The organism is Arthrobacter sp. AQ5-05 (assembly GCF_003287975.1).
Classification (GTDB): domain Bacteria; phylum Actinomycetota; class Actinomycetes; order Actinomycetales; family Micrococcaceae; genus Paeniglutamicibacter.
Map to the genome: position 1 here is coordinate 12224 of NZ_QMKQ01000020.1, position 14237 is coordinate 26460.

The following is a 14237-nucleotide window of genomic DNA, read 5'->3' on the forward strand; positions in this document are numbered from 1 at the left end:
CAGCCCGGACGAAGGTGGCTACTCGGCCACGGCGTGCGCCAGGATCTGGACCTGGTCGGCAAAACTGACGGACAGTGCCGACTCCCCGCCGGCGACGGTGGTGCCCAGACTGCCCTCGACGAACGACCACGGGCCATTGGGACAGGATCCCAGCTTCGGCCCGTCGGACTCGGTCACGGAACTCGAACCCTCGGCAAGACCGGTGAGCAGGAATCCGGTGACCTTGTTCTGCGGGTTGGTGCGGGCCTCATAGAGCAGCTCGCCGGTGGTGTCGGCCAGGACGACATGTTCGCGATCCTGGAACTTCCCGTTCTTCGAGTTGAAGCACGACCATGTCGTGGTTGACGTCGTTTTCACGGCCAGGGCGAATGACACGCCCTCGTGGTTGGCCTGCAAGTCGTGGTCATTCCAGCCGAATGCGTCCTGCACGTCGCCCTTGCCGACGAATCCGACGCCGGTGGACGGATCCACCGTCCAGTCGGCCGATGCCGGGGCAGCGACAAACAAGGCCGCTGCAGCGAATCCGGACATGGCAAATAGAGCCATGGATTTCTTCATGGTTTCCCCCAAGATTAAGTTGTTTCCCCAGTAACGCGGCCAAAAATGGCCGCTGAGTTGGACATTAGCAGAGAGGCTTCGAGCATGTAAAGGGACGGCTTCCTTGGGCGGGAAAGTGGCCGCACTGGTTCCCTGCGCGAGACAGACAGCTGCCACGAACGCGGCCGGGCTTGGCCGCAAACACCGACACTTCGACGCGCGATGCGCAGCAGGAGGACCAGGGACACGGGCTACACACAGCATCACCGTTTCGCTGGCATGGGAGGAAGCTGTGGCCAAAACGAAGGATGCCTTGGGTCGCCAGGGGGTCGGGGCGCTGACCGAGATTGACGGGCATGCGGTCTTGGCGGCGAACATCAGCCCGGAATCGGCCGACAGGATCGGTCGCTACCTGGGTTTGGGTGCATGGAATCCGCATCTTGCCACTCGGGGGCTCCTGACCGAACCCAAGTTCGGGGCACGGTTGCCCTTGAACGGGTTCATCCATCGGGCAGCGGACGCGACCGAAACCACCACCGAGACCATCGACGCGCAGCTGCTGGCCCAGTTGCGCGACGCCCGAAAGGGTGCGTTTGCGGCGGTGGGTGCGCACCACCATTGAATGCGTGTCCCGGGGGGCCTACCCTGTAGGTGTCTCGCGAGAGGGGAGCACAACATGAAGCGCTCGTTGGCCGTGGTTGCGGTCTTGGCATTGGTGCCGCTGGGGGCCGGTCCGGCGACTGCGGCGCCGAACATCTACCATGTGATTTCCTCCACGCATGGGGGTGCGTATGTTGCCGTGGAGGACGGCTGTGAACTGACGGAGGTGTTTCTCTCCTCGAGCACCGGCATGTTTGCCTCGCAGCCGGGACCTGTCAACAAGCAAGGCCTGACAGATGTCGCCGTGCGCATCTCCGACACCTGCGCAGAACCGTCAGCAGCAGCAGCCGGCGGCGGCGGGGGAATCATGTTCGAGGCCAGGAGCATGGCCGAACTGGTGGCAGACCCGAGGCTGCGCAACGCCTCGGTGTCAACCACCATGGAGGGCACGGACGCCGACGGCAATCCGGTCACCATGGAACTGGATGCTGCCTGGATCGGGACCGGCGAGCTGGAGCACACCGTCATCAGCAACCCGGACCACTTCCCGGAGGGCAATGTCGTGGCGGTCGACAACAACCTGCGCCGCGATGCGGTCGCCGACATCAGCGTCAAGGTCGCTGGACGCTCGGTGTCGGGGACAGATCCGGCCGCCAGCCTGGAACTGGTCAAGGCGAATTGCGTGGAGGTGGCCCGGCCGGGCGTCGAGGGCTTCTTCCCCTGCTTCGGTTTCCCCGGCTGACCTTGCTGCGTGGCTGCTACAGCTGCGGCACGCAGGCCCCGGTGCCCAGTAGGGCCAGCCCCGCACGGTCCCCGTCGGCCAGCGTCGTCAGGTTGTTTCCGTCGCCGTACATCAGCTGGCTCGGGTCCTCCACATGCGCCAGCCCCACCACATGGCTGAGCTCGTGCATGATGACGGCGCGGACCAATGTGGCGCCGCCGGGGTATGCGAGGAACCGGGACATGTCAGGTGCATCCAGCATCACCTGGCCGGCCACGTAGACCACCGGATGCCCCGGGATGTGGGCGTAGTCGCTGCCGCCCAGCCCGCCCACGTCCCCGGCAAGGTCGGGGGTTTCCTCCGGGGTCGACCAGGCGATCAGTACCGGTGCCCAGCGCTTGCCGTAGCGCTCGGGCTGGTACTTTTTGCGTTGCTCGGTGGGGGCCTCGGTGGTGGAACCGTCGTAGACGAACCGCAACCCCGTGGCGGCGGAAATCTCGGCAACGGCCTGGTGGATCAGATCCTCGCCGCCGGGCGGGGAATCCTGGGTGCGGATCACGTAGCGTATGGGGCGGCAGGGATCGTAGGCGACGAAGTCCTGGCCGGGGTCCGGGGACTCCTGCAGCCGGAATGACCCGGACCCTGTTCCGGCTGGCGGCGTGCCCAAAGGCGCGGCAGCCGCATCGACGCCGCGCGGGGGAACGTTGGAGCCGGGAACCAGCGGGGTGAGCGCCGGCATGATGTGGCGATCCAGGACCACGGGGCTGTAGTAGAGCCCGACCAGAAGTGCGATGACCACGCCAAGGTTCCAGCTGCGCCGTGGACGTCGCCGGCGAGGGCGCCTGTACGAGCTGCGCGCAGGTCTTTTCAGTGGAACAGGGCGGGTACCGGGTTCCTGGCCTGCCGCCCGACGTGCCGCCTCGTCAAGTGCCCATTGCGGAACCCTCCCGCTGGGCGAGCGCAGTGGTTGCCCGGCCCGGCTCCCGAATCCGGGTTCCTGGTTCCACGGTTTCTGATGCGGCATTTTCCCCCCAAGGTTGGTGCCCGTGCGGGGCTCCCCAGCCCTGCAACACCAAGCATAGGCGGAAGACGCAAACGGGGTGGGCGGGAATCGTCTTCCCGCCCACCCCGATCCCCGACGGCTATGCCGCGAGCGCTGCTTCCTGCCGTGCCGAGACCCGCAGGCCCGACCCGTCGGCGGTGACCGCAACGGTCCCGCCTTCGGCGAGCTCGTCGGTGACCAGCAGGTCCGCGACCCTGTCGTCGAGCTCGCGGGAGATCACCCGGCGCAGCGGCCTGGCACCGAACTCCGGCTCGTGGCCGGCCTCGGCGATCCAGGCGACCGCCGCCTCGTCGACCTCAAGTCCGATGCCGTGGGCGGCGAGCCGGGCCTCGGTGCGGCGCAGCTGCAGCCGCACGATCGCACGCAGCTGCTCGGCCTCGAGCTTGCGGAACAGCACCGTCTCGTCGATCCGGTTCAGGAATTCCGGACGCATGGTCTCGCGCAGCCGGCCCATCACCTTGGCGCGCAGCTCGCGCTCGGACCCTGCCCCGGAGTCGGACCCGAAGCCCAGCGGGGCACCGCGGCTGGCCAGGAACTCCGAACCCAGGTTGGAGGTCATGACGATGACCGTGTTCCGGAAGTCCACGGTGCGGCCCTGCCCGTCGGTGAGCCGGCCGTCGTCGAGCACCTGCAGCAGCAGGTTGAACACGTCCGGGTGCGCCTTCTCCACCTCGTCCAACAGCACCACCGAGTAGGGGCGCCGGCGCAAGCGCTCGGTCAGCTGCCCGGCCTCGTCGTAGCCGACGTAGCCCGGAGGGGCACCAACGAGCCGCGAGACCGTGTGGCGCTCGCCGAACTCGCTCATGTCGAACCTGACCATGGCCGACTCGTCGCCGAAGAGCGAGGCCGCCAGGGCCTTGGCCAGCTCGGTCTTGCCCACGCCCGTGGGTCCGAGGAACAGGAAGCTGCCCACCGGCTTGCCCTCGTCGCCCAGTCCGGTGCGGGAACGCCGCACCGCCCTGGCGACGGCAGCCACGGCGTCGTCCTGCCCGACGACCCGCTCGTGCAGCTCCTCTTCGAGACGGGCCAGGCGCCCCTTCTCGTCCTCGGTCAACCGCGCGGCGGGAATGCCGGTGGCACGGGCAATGACCTCGGCGATCTGGGTTTCGTCGACCACCGCCGACGAGGTGCCCGCGGCACCCTCCCGTGCCTCGGCCAGGCGCGCGGAAAGTTCCTCGGCCTCGTCGCGCAGCCTCGAGGCGTCCTCGTAGCGTTCCTCGGCGACCGCTTGGTCCTTGTCGGCGCCGAGCTCGGCGATCCGAGCTTCCAGCGCCTCGGTGTCCACGCCGGCGGGTCGCTTCAGGCTCAGCCGGGCACCGGCGGTGTCGATCAGGTCGATGGCCTTGTCCGGCAGGAACCTGTCGGTCACGTAGCGTGCCGATATTTCCACCGCGGCGCGGATTGCTTCGTCGGTGTAGGTCACCTGGTGGTGCCGGGCGTAGCGCTCCTTGAGCCCGTGCAGGATTGCCACGGCATCCTCGATCGAGGGCTCGCCGATGGTCACCGGCTGGAAGCGGCGCTCCAAGGCCGGATCCTTTTCGACCTTCCGGTACTCGGCCAGCGTGGTGGCACCGATCAGGTGCAGCTCGCCGCGGGCCAGTCGCGGCTTGAGGATGTTGCCGGCGTCCATGGACCCCTCGCCCCCGCCGCCTCCGGCGCCGACCACGGTGTGCAGCTCGTCGATGAAGACGATCACCTCGCCGTCCTGGGCGGCGATCTCGTCCAGGGTCTGGGTCAGGCGTTCCTCGAAGTCGCCGCGGTAGCGGGTGCCGGCGACCATGGCGGGCAGGTCGAGGGAGACCACGCGCTTGCCGGAAAGCTGGTCCGGGACCTCGCCTGAGACGATGGCGCGGGCGAGTCCCTCGACGACGGCGGTCTTGCCGACGCCGGCCTCACCGATCAGCACCGGGTTGTTCTTGGTTCGGCGGGCCAGGATCTCGATGGCCTGCTCGATCTCCTTTTCGCGGCCGATCACCGGATCCAGCCCGTCCTCGGCGGCCCGGGCAGTCAAGTCCATGCCGAACTTCTCCAACATCGGGGTCTGTCCCTTGGTGGCCGGCCCGCTCTTGGCGGCAGAGCCGGGTTCCGGTGCTGTGCCCCGGCCGGGCTGTTCAGCGCCCTCGGCGGCCTCCTGCAGTGATTGCGGGGTGACCCCGGCGGCGCCCAGCACCTGCCCGGCGGGGGATTCGGTGTTGAGCACGAATGCCAGGAACAGGTGCTCGGGATCGATGTAGGTCGAGCCGAAGGCGCGGGCCACCTGGTAGGCATCCAGCAGCGCACGCTGGGCCGATGGGGTCAGCGCGGGACTGGAACCGGAGCGCTGCGGCCCGGTCTCGGGCAGGCGCTGCTCGGCGTCGCGGGCAATTGCCGCGGCGTCCGCGCCCGAGCGGCGCAGCGCCTCGCCGACGGGTTCGGTTTCGAGCATCACGCGCAGCAGGTGCAGCGCGTCGATGTCGCTGTGGCCGTGTTCGACGGCGAATTGCGCGGCACGGGTCAACACCTCGTGCGTGTGGCGACTAAGCAGCCGGGTGATGTCGACGGGACGCCCGAAGCGGCTGGTGCGCTGGCCTTGCAGGTAGCGCGCCAGGAAGTCCTCGAAAGAGCCGTTGCCGGCGTCGGATGGGCCAAAGAATGCTGGCATGTTTCCTCCTATGGATACTTGAGTGCCATTGACTCAAGTTAACGCGGATGCCAACAGGATATTCCCGAACACCTTCCCGCTCGGGTCGTGTTCGCCGACGGCGAGATGTCAGGAAGGCAAACAACTGCCCCTAAGCTCCTTCAGTCTTTTCGGTGCGTCTGGGCGTTTTCGGTCTACTCCAGTGGGCAGGTTCAAGCTATCGCCGACAAGCGTCGCATCAAAGAATCGTTTGCCGAGACCCTGCGATTTGTTCCGGCAGGATAAAAAGTAGGAGTGAGCGATGACGATGCGGTCTCAACAAAGTGTCTCTTGGCATCAGATGCAGGGAAGGATGGACTGAACGTTTGTTGAGACATCTGTCGATATAGGGATCTCTGAGGGTCGCCCACGGTGTAATTGGGCACTCGCTGACATCGACCCATAATGTTGGGGCCGCCCGTTACTGATGCTTCAGCTTCGACCAGTGAAGACGTTGGCGTTTCCTCAGCGAAGGTAGTACCCGTTGGCCCGGGGCTCGTCACAGGGCCCCAAGGACGGTGTTAATTCATCGGCTTGTAGGAGCGGTCGTCAAGCATCTCGAAAAGTTTGGGCGCGTTTTCCTCGGCTGCGATGGCTTCCATGAAGAGGCGATCCAGGTTTCCGGACAGATTCACCATGTACGGGCGGTTGCGGCCAAGACGCTCGAAGATCTTATGCATCATGTCACTTGCGATGCCATGCTTCCGGTACTCGTTATCGACGAAGAAGCCACTGAGATACGTGAGCTCTGGTTTCTGCTCCCAGCGCTTGTAGGTCGCCTGGCCGACAATGCTCCCGTCCTTGGTAAAGGCCGCAAGCTGGCCCCATGAATCGGTCGGTGTTTCCCCTATCCAGCGAATAGTAATGTCCTCCATGCCCGCATTATGGCAGGACGGAATGGGACAAGACAAGATCAATTGTTGGTCCATATCATCCTGGGGTGTACCCCAACCTGACGTACAGAGCCTATGCCGAATAATGTCAGAATAGGATTAGATTTCTTATTTGTGGACATACTACCGCGGAACTCTCAGACTCTAACCTGACAGATAACAGTGATCTTCGAAAACATGGGGTGGTTTCGTGGCGGGACAGCGAATTGGGTACGCGCGGGTCAGCACGCCGGACCAAAACGAGCAACGCCAGCTCGAAGGCCAAACCCTGGACCAGGTGTTCACCGATCGTGCCTCGGGGAAAAGCACCCAACGGCCGAAGCTGGAAGAGCTGATCCGTTTCGCCCGCGCCGGGGATACCGTCGTGGTGCATTCCATGGACCGGTTGGCCCGCAACCTTGATGATCTGCGTGCGGTGGTGCAAACCCTGACCGGCAAGGGTGCCCGGGTCGAGTTCGTGAAGGAGAGCCTGGTGTTCACGGGGGAGGATTCCCCGATGGCGAACCTGATGCTCTCGGTCATGGGGGCTTTTGCCGAATTTGAGCGGTCCCTGATCAAGGAACGCCAGCGCGAGGGCATCGCCCTGGCGAAAACCCGTGGAGTCTACAAAGGGCGTAAACGTGCGCTGGGGCCGGAGAAGATTGCTGAGCTGGTTGCCAGGGCTGCTGCGGGGGTTCCCAAGACCCAGTTGGCCAAGGACTGCGGGTTGAGTCGGGAGACGGTGTACCAGTACCTCCGACGCTCGGATCAGTCCACCGCATAGAGGGAGCCCTGCCCCATCCTTCCCGGGCTCGTAGTCGCCGATGTCCGCACGCACGTATGCCGGCGGGGATGCCTGGGTATCGCCCCCTAAACTGCCACCATCAAGGACAGCGCATCGAAGACCAGTCGTCAGGATGTCTTCACACTCCTGCTGCGACGGGCGTCGGTCGGTGAGGTGAATCGGTTGGTGCACACCAGCTCCAATCAAAGGTGGTTCCGTTGCTAGTACTGACCGCAAGGAACTGCCTCGGGCGTCGTGACGACGACAAGATCCAGCTTGATTCATGGTGAATCACTGGCGTAGGCTCTCAGTACAGGATCTGCACGAGAATAGGAGCTGATCGAAATGCTCGTCATGGACTCAAACCTTCAAGCCCTCCACCACCAAGCGCTTCAACGGCAGGCGCGCAAACTCGTGGATGACCTAGATGAACTGAGGGCTGCTCAAAACGCGGCAAGCCGCGGCCTTTCCCAGAGAGAAATCGCAGGACTGCTGGAAACCAGTCAAGCCAAGGTGCACCGCTTGCTCAAGGCGCTTGAGCGCCGCGGCGGCAACTTAGAAGCCGGTCCCGAGGAGATCGCCCTCAGGGCTTTCGCCTACGACACCAGCCGACCAAAACTCATCCGAACCCTCAAGGCTTTTCCCTACACCGAGGGCCAGGACGCCCCCTACCCTCATGAGGGACGCATCCCCGGCACGTGGGATCAAGTGGTGACCTCGTTCGCCAAGGGACTACTGAGCGCCGAAGAGTTCGAAGAGATCAAGGAAGCAGTTGGTAGATAAGCAAGAGCTGGTTCATCAAGAACTCACCCAGCTCACCAGCCCCGGGAACCCGCTGCACCAAGCGCCGCCTCATCTGCTCGCGTACTTCAATGATCGAATGGTTGTTGATTTGGCCAACAGGTACTTGGCCTTGCAGACAGAGGTCAAGGTCGAAGGCCGGGCCGTGGTTTACAGTGCCGGGCCTCCGGGTGCCGGGAAGTCCTCAGCCCTTCAATCACTCAATCTTGAGGGCTACCGCAAGATCGATCCCGACGAAGCCAAGGATCTGATCCTCGACGAAGCCAAGGATCTGATCCTCGACGAAGCACACCGGCATGGGCTTCTGACGTATCGTGAGAGTTTCATGCTCGCTGACGGCAATGCCGTGAGCATCCGGGAGCTGGTCGCCCATGTTCATAGCATTTCCAATCGGGTCACCGATCTTGTGAGGAAGTTGTCCTTGGGCGCAGGGGAGAACCTCATTATTGATGGAACTCTCTCTTGGGCGCCGTTGGGAAGCCTGTACGTGGATGAGCTTTACACGGCTGGTTATGAGGGGCTTACGGTCGTTGACGTGGAACTTCCCCTTGAGGAGACCTTGCGGCGCGCCAAGAAGCGCTGGTGGGATGGGCGGCAGAGCGACTCGATATGGGGCGGTCGGTTCATGCCAGAATCAGCGATCCGAACCTGTTATCAAGCAGGGAATGACGAGGAATCTGTGTGTGCACTGAACGCGGCAAATCTCGCCATCCAAGCTGCAGATGAACTGGGTAACGGCACTTTGATGCGGTTCGAAGTAGATCAAAGCACCGGAAGTCCGATCAAGAAATCAGAAACCCACTACGGTCACTAGGCATGGCGCCGACAACGCGGCACCCTACGTTGGCGCTGGGGAGCCACCGGAGTGGCCGAGGTCTTCGACGAAAACCGCGCCGAGCATGCCAACGACCGAGCCGAGTTGCGCGAACTACTCACCGAGGCCGAATACCGGGCGGCGAACCGCACGGTCATCACTGCCCTCTACACCGACCCGGCACTGGCCACCGAAATCTGGCAGACCCTGCAAACCCTGGGCTTTGAGGCCGGACAGGTCTTGGAGCCGGGCTCCGGGGCAGCCGCCTTCATTGGCCTGGCCCCCGGGGGAACCATCATGACCGGGGTGGAGCTTGACCCCATCACCGCTGGTATCTCCCAAGCCCTGTACCCCCAGGCCACGATCCGCACCGAGTCCTTCGCGGACTCGCAGTTCGGCTCGGCACGTTTTGATGCCGCGGTGGGCAACGTGCCCTTTGGCCGGAACATCTTGCACGATACGACCCACAACCAGGGCCGACACTCGATGCACAACCACTTCATCATCAAGTCCCTGGACCTCACCCGCCCCGGCGGTGTGGTCGGGGTGGTTTCCTCGGCCTTCACCCTGGATGCACAAAACCCGGCCGCACGACGGGAAATCTACGAAAACGCGGACCTCCTGGGCGCGGTGCGCCTGCCCAACGGGGCACACCGCAGGGCAGCCGGCACGGACGCACTGACCGATGTCCTGGTCTTCCGTCGCCGCCTGCCGGGAGAGGAACCAGGGAATGGCGCCTGGTTGGAAACACGTCCCGTCGCCACCGCATCCGGGGCCGAAGCACGCATCAATGACTACTTCACCCGGAACCCCGACAATATCCTGGGAACGATTGAAGTGGGCAACGGCATGTATGGCAACGCGACGGTGAACGTGCGCACCGATGACCTGCGGGCAGTCCCCGCACAACTGCATGAGCAGTTGCAGGAGATTGCCACCACCGCCGTGGCCGCAGGCCGGGGGATGGGCGAAGACCAACGCACCGCCGAGGTGCAAGCCGCAGCCCGGATGCCGCAAACCCCAGCCAGCGAACAGGTCGGACACATCGCCGCGCTCGAGGATGGAACCTTCACCCAGGTCGGCACCAACAGGGTCGCCGAGCCGTTGAAAGTCCCCGCCAGTCAACAAGCCGAACTGCGTTCCCTCCTGGGTTGCGGACGAACCGGGCGGAGAACATTTCGCGCAGCGATGGGCATGTGCCGCTTGCCATAGTGGTGTCGGGAATCGGGAGACCTGCTCCGCGGCCGAAACTAGCTGATTTAACAGTCATTGCCGAAAAACAGGAGAGTTCCTTCATGGCAACCACAGTCCTCACCCTCGTCGGTTCATTGCGCAACGGCTCGACCAACCGCCAGCTGGCCGAAGCCACGGCCCTGAACGCCCCCGCCGGCGTCGAGATCAACGTCTTCTCGGGCCTGGAAAACATTCCGTTCTACAACGAGGACCAGGACATCGAGGGCCAGGTACCGGCCGCCGCACTTGAGCTGCGCGCCGCGGCCGCCGAGGCCGACGCCCTGCTGCTGGTCTCCCCGGAATACAACGGCACCATGCCCGCGGTCCTGAAGAACGCCATCGACTGGCACTCGCGCCCGTTCGGCAACAGCGTTGCCAAGGACATGCCCGCAGCTGTCATCGGCACCGCCTTTGGCCAGTACGGTGGGGTCTGGGCCCAGGACGAGGCCCGCAAGGCACTGAACATCGCCGGCGCCAACGTCCTTGAAGACGTCAAGCTGTCGATCCCGAACTCGGTGGTCCGCTTCGCCGACCTCCACCCGAAGGACGACGCCGAGGTCGCCGGCCAGGTCGCAGCCGTGCTCGAAGGCATCCGCGCGGTGGCCGAGAGCAACTGATTTCCGATTTTCCGCATTGACCCGCCAGGGGTCGATGCGCTGCGCGTGGCGGGCACCATTTCCCAAGGTGCCCGCCACGGCTGCCTTCGGCGCGGCTCTTGCCCAAGACCAAGGCAAGTAACCGTGGGGGCCGGCGCCCGGGCCGCTGGCTAGGATGAACCCCATGAACGATGTGATGACGCTGCGCTTCTTGGCTGCCCCGACGGACGTTTCCGAGGACGGCGCCACTGTCCAGGCCGGGCGCGTGCTCGAATGGATCGACAAGGCCGCATACGCCTGCGCCGTCGGATACTCCGGCGGGTACTGCGTCACCGCCTACGTCGGGAACGTGCACTTCACCAGGCCCATCGAGAACGGCGACCTGATCGAGGTCACCGCCCGGATCGTGCACACCGGGCGCAGCAGCATGCAGGTGGTCGTCACGGTCGACGCCGCGGACGTACGCGAACGGATCTTCCGCCCCGCCATGGACTGCATCCTGGTCTTCGTGGCCATGGACGAACAACGGCGGCCCAAGGCCGTCCCGCAGTGGACGCCCGCCGACGCCGAATCGGAACAGCTGGCCGCCGGGGCCGCGGCACGCATCGAGGCGCGCGCCCAGATCCGCGACGCCATGAACGCCCAGGACTACACGGATGCCGGCACCACGCTGCGGGAGACCTTCAGGTTCCTGGCCGCGCCGAACGACGTGAACTGGGGCGGCAACGCCCACGGTGGGATCGTGATGCGCTGGATCGACGAGGTCGCCCGGGCCTGCGCCATGTCGTGGTGCAAGCAGGACGCCGTGGCCGTGTACTCCGGCGGCATCCACTTCCTGAACCCGATCCACATCGGGGACATTGTCGAACTCGAGGCCCGGCTGATCCACACCGGACCGCACTCCATGCACATCGCGGTGCACGTCAGGGCCAAGGACCCGCGCGAAAGCAGCTGGCGCGACACAACCCGGTGCATGACCATCTTCGTGACCCGCGACGAGTCGGGGCACGCTTCCGAGGTGCCGCAGCTGGTGCTCACCAGCGACGAGGACAGGCGGCTCGATGCCCACGCCGTGGACCTGGTGCGGCGGCGTGCCGCGCTGCCCCCGATGCGCTTCGCCGAGGCCCGGGTGTACTGAGGCACCTGCCTGTCGCCATGCGCCGCGGAACCGCGCCCCGCACTGCCGACCGGCAAGTAGGCCGGGGGAGTGGTCATCTCGGTCCCGGCGGGTTCTCCCGATGCATTTCGTCCCGGCGGGTCCCGAGGGATGCGACGGCGACGGTGTCCAGCCCGGGGTTCGCCGGGTCCCCGTCCCGAGCCACCCCGGTGAGCCAGCTCAGTGCCAGTCCGTCGCCGGTGTCCTCCAGGATGGCCAGGTTGTTGTCGAACCAGGGACCCTTGATTAGGCTCCAGCCAAACGGCGGGTTTGGCACGTGCGCCTTGCGCGCCATCCAGGCGCCAAACGGGACCGCCGGCCCAAAGGCCAGGGCCGCGGCAAAGTAGCGCAGGAACCGGGGAAGCGGGTTGCGGATCGGCGAACAGACCGCCTGCAGGATCCTGCTGCCGCCCTCGCGTTCGACCTCGGAGACGTAGGAGAAGTGCACGTCGCCGGAGAGGAACGTGACGGTCTGCGGGGCGGGTCCGCGCTTGCCGTCGGCGACCTCGGTGGCGATGCGGGCCACTTCCTGGAAGCTGCGCTGGAACGCGGCCCAATGCTCAAGGTCAAGACGCCGGCGCAGCCGCTCGCCCAGCCACTCACCGAGTCGCCTGCGGCTCCCGCTGGAGATGGCCTCGTCCCAGGATTCCACGTGGTGCAGGCCCATGGGCAGCAGGAAGGGCAGCGAGGTGCCGATGATCAGGTGGCGGAATCCGCCGCGCATGCGCTCGTCGAGCCAGGCAAGTTCCGCCGCGTCGAGCAGGGCGCGCCGTTCGGGTTCGAGCTTGCGGGCCGCCCGGGAGTCCACCACGATCAGGCGCACCGCATCCCAGTCGCGGCAGTAGCTCCAACTGTAGCTTTCCGGCACGGCATCGACGCGCTCGGCAAACTCGTCCAGATCCGCGGTCAGGTCCAGCTCTCCGGGACCGGTGTGGGTCACGATGCGTTGCCACAGCGGATCGGCCGCACGCTGGTCGGGCGAGAGGTTTCCGAGATGCTGGTAGATCCAGTACGAGCCGAGCCCGGAAACAATGCGCTCGTGCCACCAGCTGGTCTTCTGCATCTTTTGTTTCCAGCTCAGCGAGGAGTTCCAGTCGTCGCGAATGTCGTGGTCGTCGAAGATCATGGCGCTGGGCAGGGTCGAGAGCAGCCAGCGGTTGGCCGGGTCCGACCAGGCCAACCGGTACAGGTGGGCGTATTCCTCGAAGTCCTTCAGTTCGGCCCCGGGTGCCTCCTTGATGTTGCGGCGGCTGCGGATGAACTCCTGCATCTCGTCGCTGGTGGAGTCCGCATAGACCTGGTCGCCGAGGAAGAGTGCCACATCGGGCCAGCGGTCGTGCCCGGGTGCTGCCATGGCCAGGGCGTAGGCGCGCATGGCGTCGATCCCGTGGGTGCGATTGCCGGCTTCGTCATGCGAAACACTGGTGCGGCAGGAGCCAAAGGCCAGCCGTGGTTCCTTGGCCGGGTCCAGGGTGGCGATCACCGGGTCGGGAAACCCGTCCGAAACGGGCCAGGCAAGGATCCCGTCCAGGTGCACCGTGTAGGGGCGTACACTGCCCGATTCCAGTCCCGAGACCTCGACCAGGGCGTAGTGGTGGCCATGCGCGGCAAAGGTCCCGGCCTGCCAGGCGTCCGCGCCGGAACGCACCTCGACGCTGCAGGCCGCGGCGGTCTCCACCCAAATGCTGGCGGAGGCTTCGTCAACGTGGCGGAGCATCGGGCCGAGCACCAGGCCCCGATCGGGCCGGGGGCCGGAGCCGGCCGGCGTGCTTCCAATGCTCATCATTCTCTCCTGATGGTGCCAGTCACCCCAGAATGGCATACCTGAATCGTTGGGGATAGACCGCATGGCGCACCGATGCCCTGCGTCGTGGCCCGCACGCAAATGCCCTCCCGGCGCCGCTCCCGGGGGTGGACTGCATAAGATGGGCTGATGAACCCCTCCGCATACCTGCAGTCCCGCCGACGATACATCGCCGCAGCTCCGCACGAGGTCTTCGAGCTACTGGCGAATCCGGCGATGCACCCGGTCATCGACGGATCCGGAACGGTGCGGGCAACAAGCGGGCAGGCACAAAGGCTCGCCCTCGGGAGTGAGTTCGGCATGCAGATGCGCCGGGGTGTGCCCTATCGGATCAGCAACACCGTGGTCGAATTCGAGCAGGACAGGTTGATTGCGTGGCGGCACTTCAGCGGGCACCGCTGGCGCTACGAACTGGAACCCGACGGATCCGGGACAACGGTGCGCGAAACCTGGGATGCCAGCCGGTTGCGGCACAAATGGCTGATTCGGGCGCTGGGCTTCACCCGGACCACGGGCCCGAACATGGAACGGACGCTCGAGCGGCTTGCCGCGCAGTTCCCCGAAGGCGAACGATAGGGCAGAGGCGGGTTCGTCGTC

Annotated in this window: 14 protein-coding genes; 9 read left to right on the top strand and 5 right to left on the bottom strand. The window is 65.3% G+C overall.

All coding sequences use genetic code 11. The features are described from left to right. Positions 1 to 18: 18 nt before the first annotated feature. The gene (locus tag DQ353_RS15460; protein ID WP_146755273.1) at positions 19 to 546 is read right to left on the bottom strand and encodes a hypothetical protein; all 528 of its coding nucleotides are present in this window, start codon (positions 544 to 546) and stop codon (positions 19 to 21) included. A gap of 127 nt (positions 547 to 673) precedes the next feature. Between DQ353_RS15460 and DQ353_RS15465 the strand changes: the two genes are divergently transcribed. Together DQ353_RS15465 and DQ353_RS15470 are read left to right on the top strand one after the other, a co-directional pair. Next, positions 674 to 1159, top strand: a complete 486-nt coding sequence (locus DQ353_RS15465; protein WP_502696407.1) for a DUF302 domain-containing protein — start codon at positions 674 to 676, stop codon at positions 1157 to 1159. A 54-nt stretch (positions 1160 to 1213) separates the two neighbouring features. After that, entirely contained in the window at positions 1214 to 1879 is a 666-nt protein-coding gene (locus DQ353_RS15470) for a hypothetical protein (protein ID WP_113763803.1), read from the top strand. 16 nt (positions 1880 to 1895) lie between these two features. Here DQ353_RS15470 and DQ353_RS15475 read toward each other — a convergent pair whose 3' ends face one another. From DQ353_RS15475 to DQ353_RS15485, 3 genes are all read right to left on the bottom strand, one after another. Further along, positions 1896 to 2657 carry a M10 family metallopeptidase domain-containing protein gene (locus DQ353_RS15475; RefSeq protein WP_286166846.1) on the bottom strand — a complete coding sequence of 254 codons (762 nt, stop codon included), beginning with the start codon at positions 2655 to 2657 and terminating at the stop codon, positions 1896 to 1898. A 343-nt stretch (positions 2658 to 3000) separates the two neighbouring features. Continuing rightward, entirely contained in the window at positions 3001 to 5562 is a 2562-nt protein-coding gene (locus tag DQ353_RS15480; RefSeq protein WP_113763805.1) for an ATP-dependent Clp protease ATP-binding subunit, read from the bottom strand. 539 nt (positions 5563 to 6101) lie between these two features. Then, on the bottom strand, positions 6102 to 6509 hold the full coding sequence (locus DQ353_RS15485; RefSeq protein WP_113763807.1) for a GNAT family N-acetyltransferase: 408 nt from the start codon (positions 6507 to 6509) through the stop codon (positions 6102 to 6104). A gap of 154 nt (positions 6510 to 6663) precedes the next feature. Between DQ353_RS15485 and DQ353_RS15490 the strand changes: the two genes are divergently transcribed. The 6 genes from DQ353_RS15490 to DQ353_RS15515 all read left to right on the top strand — a co-directional run bounded on the left by DQ353_RS15490 (position 6664) and on the right by DQ353_RS15515 (position 11818). Further along, complete coding sequence (locus DQ353_RS15490) at positions 6664 to 7236, top strand: recombinase family protein (protein WP_113763809.1); 573 nt, start codon at positions 6664 to 6666, stop codon at positions 7234 to 7236. A 345-nt stretch (positions 7237 to 7581) separates the two neighbouring features. Beyond that, positions 7582 to 8019: a helix-turn-helix domain-containing protein gene (locus DQ353_RS15495; RefSeq protein ID WP_113763811.1), complete on the top strand. Its 438-nt coding sequence runs from the start codon at positions 7582 to 7584 to the stop codon at positions 8017 to 8019. Then, positions 8009 to 8851 (top strand): zeta toxin family protein, encoded by an 843-nt coding sequence (locus DQ353_RS15500; protein ID WP_146755274.1) that lies wholly within the window; start codon positions 8009 to 8011, stop codon positions 8849 to 8851. Before DQ353_RS15495 ends, DQ353_RS15500 begins: the two co-directional genes overlap by 11 nt. Positions 8852 to 8902: 51 nt before the next feature. Further along, a complete protein-coding gene (locus DQ353_RS15505; RefSeq protein ID WP_113763815.1) occupies positions 8903 to 10063 on the top strand; it encodes a class I SAM-dependent methyltransferase in 1161 nt (386 codons plus the stop codon). A gap of 83 nt (positions 10064 to 10146) precedes the next feature. Next, the gene (locus DQ353_RS15510; protein WP_113763816.1) at positions 10147 to 10701 is read left to right on the top strand and encodes an NAD(P)H-dependent oxidoreductase; all 555 of its coding nucleotides are present in this window, start codon (positions 10147 to 10149) and stop codon (positions 10699 to 10701) included. 163 nt (positions 10702 to 10864) lie between these two features. Next, on the top strand, positions 10865 to 11818 hold the full coding sequence (locus DQ353_RS15515; RefSeq protein WP_113763818.1) for an acyl-CoA thioesterase: 954 nt from the start codon (positions 10865 to 10867) through the stop codon (positions 11816 to 11818). A gap of 73 nt (positions 11819 to 11891) precedes the next feature. Here the strand turns inward: DQ353_RS15515 and DQ353_RS15520 are convergent, their stop codons facing one another. Next, positions 11892 to 13619, bottom strand: coding sequence for an alkaline phosphatase D family protein (locus DQ353_RS15520; protein ID WP_113763820.1), 1728 nt, complete (start codon positions 13617 to 13619; stop codon positions 11892 to 11894). 150 nt (positions 13620 to 13769) lie between these two features. Here DQ353_RS15520 and DQ353_RS15525 point away from each other — a divergent pair, with 150 nt between their 5' ends. Next, entirely contained in the window at positions 13770 to 14216 is a 447-nt protein-coding gene (locus DQ353_RS15525) for an SRPBCC family protein (protein ID WP_113763822.1), read from the top strand. Positions 14217 to 14237 lie beyond the last annotated feature (21 nt).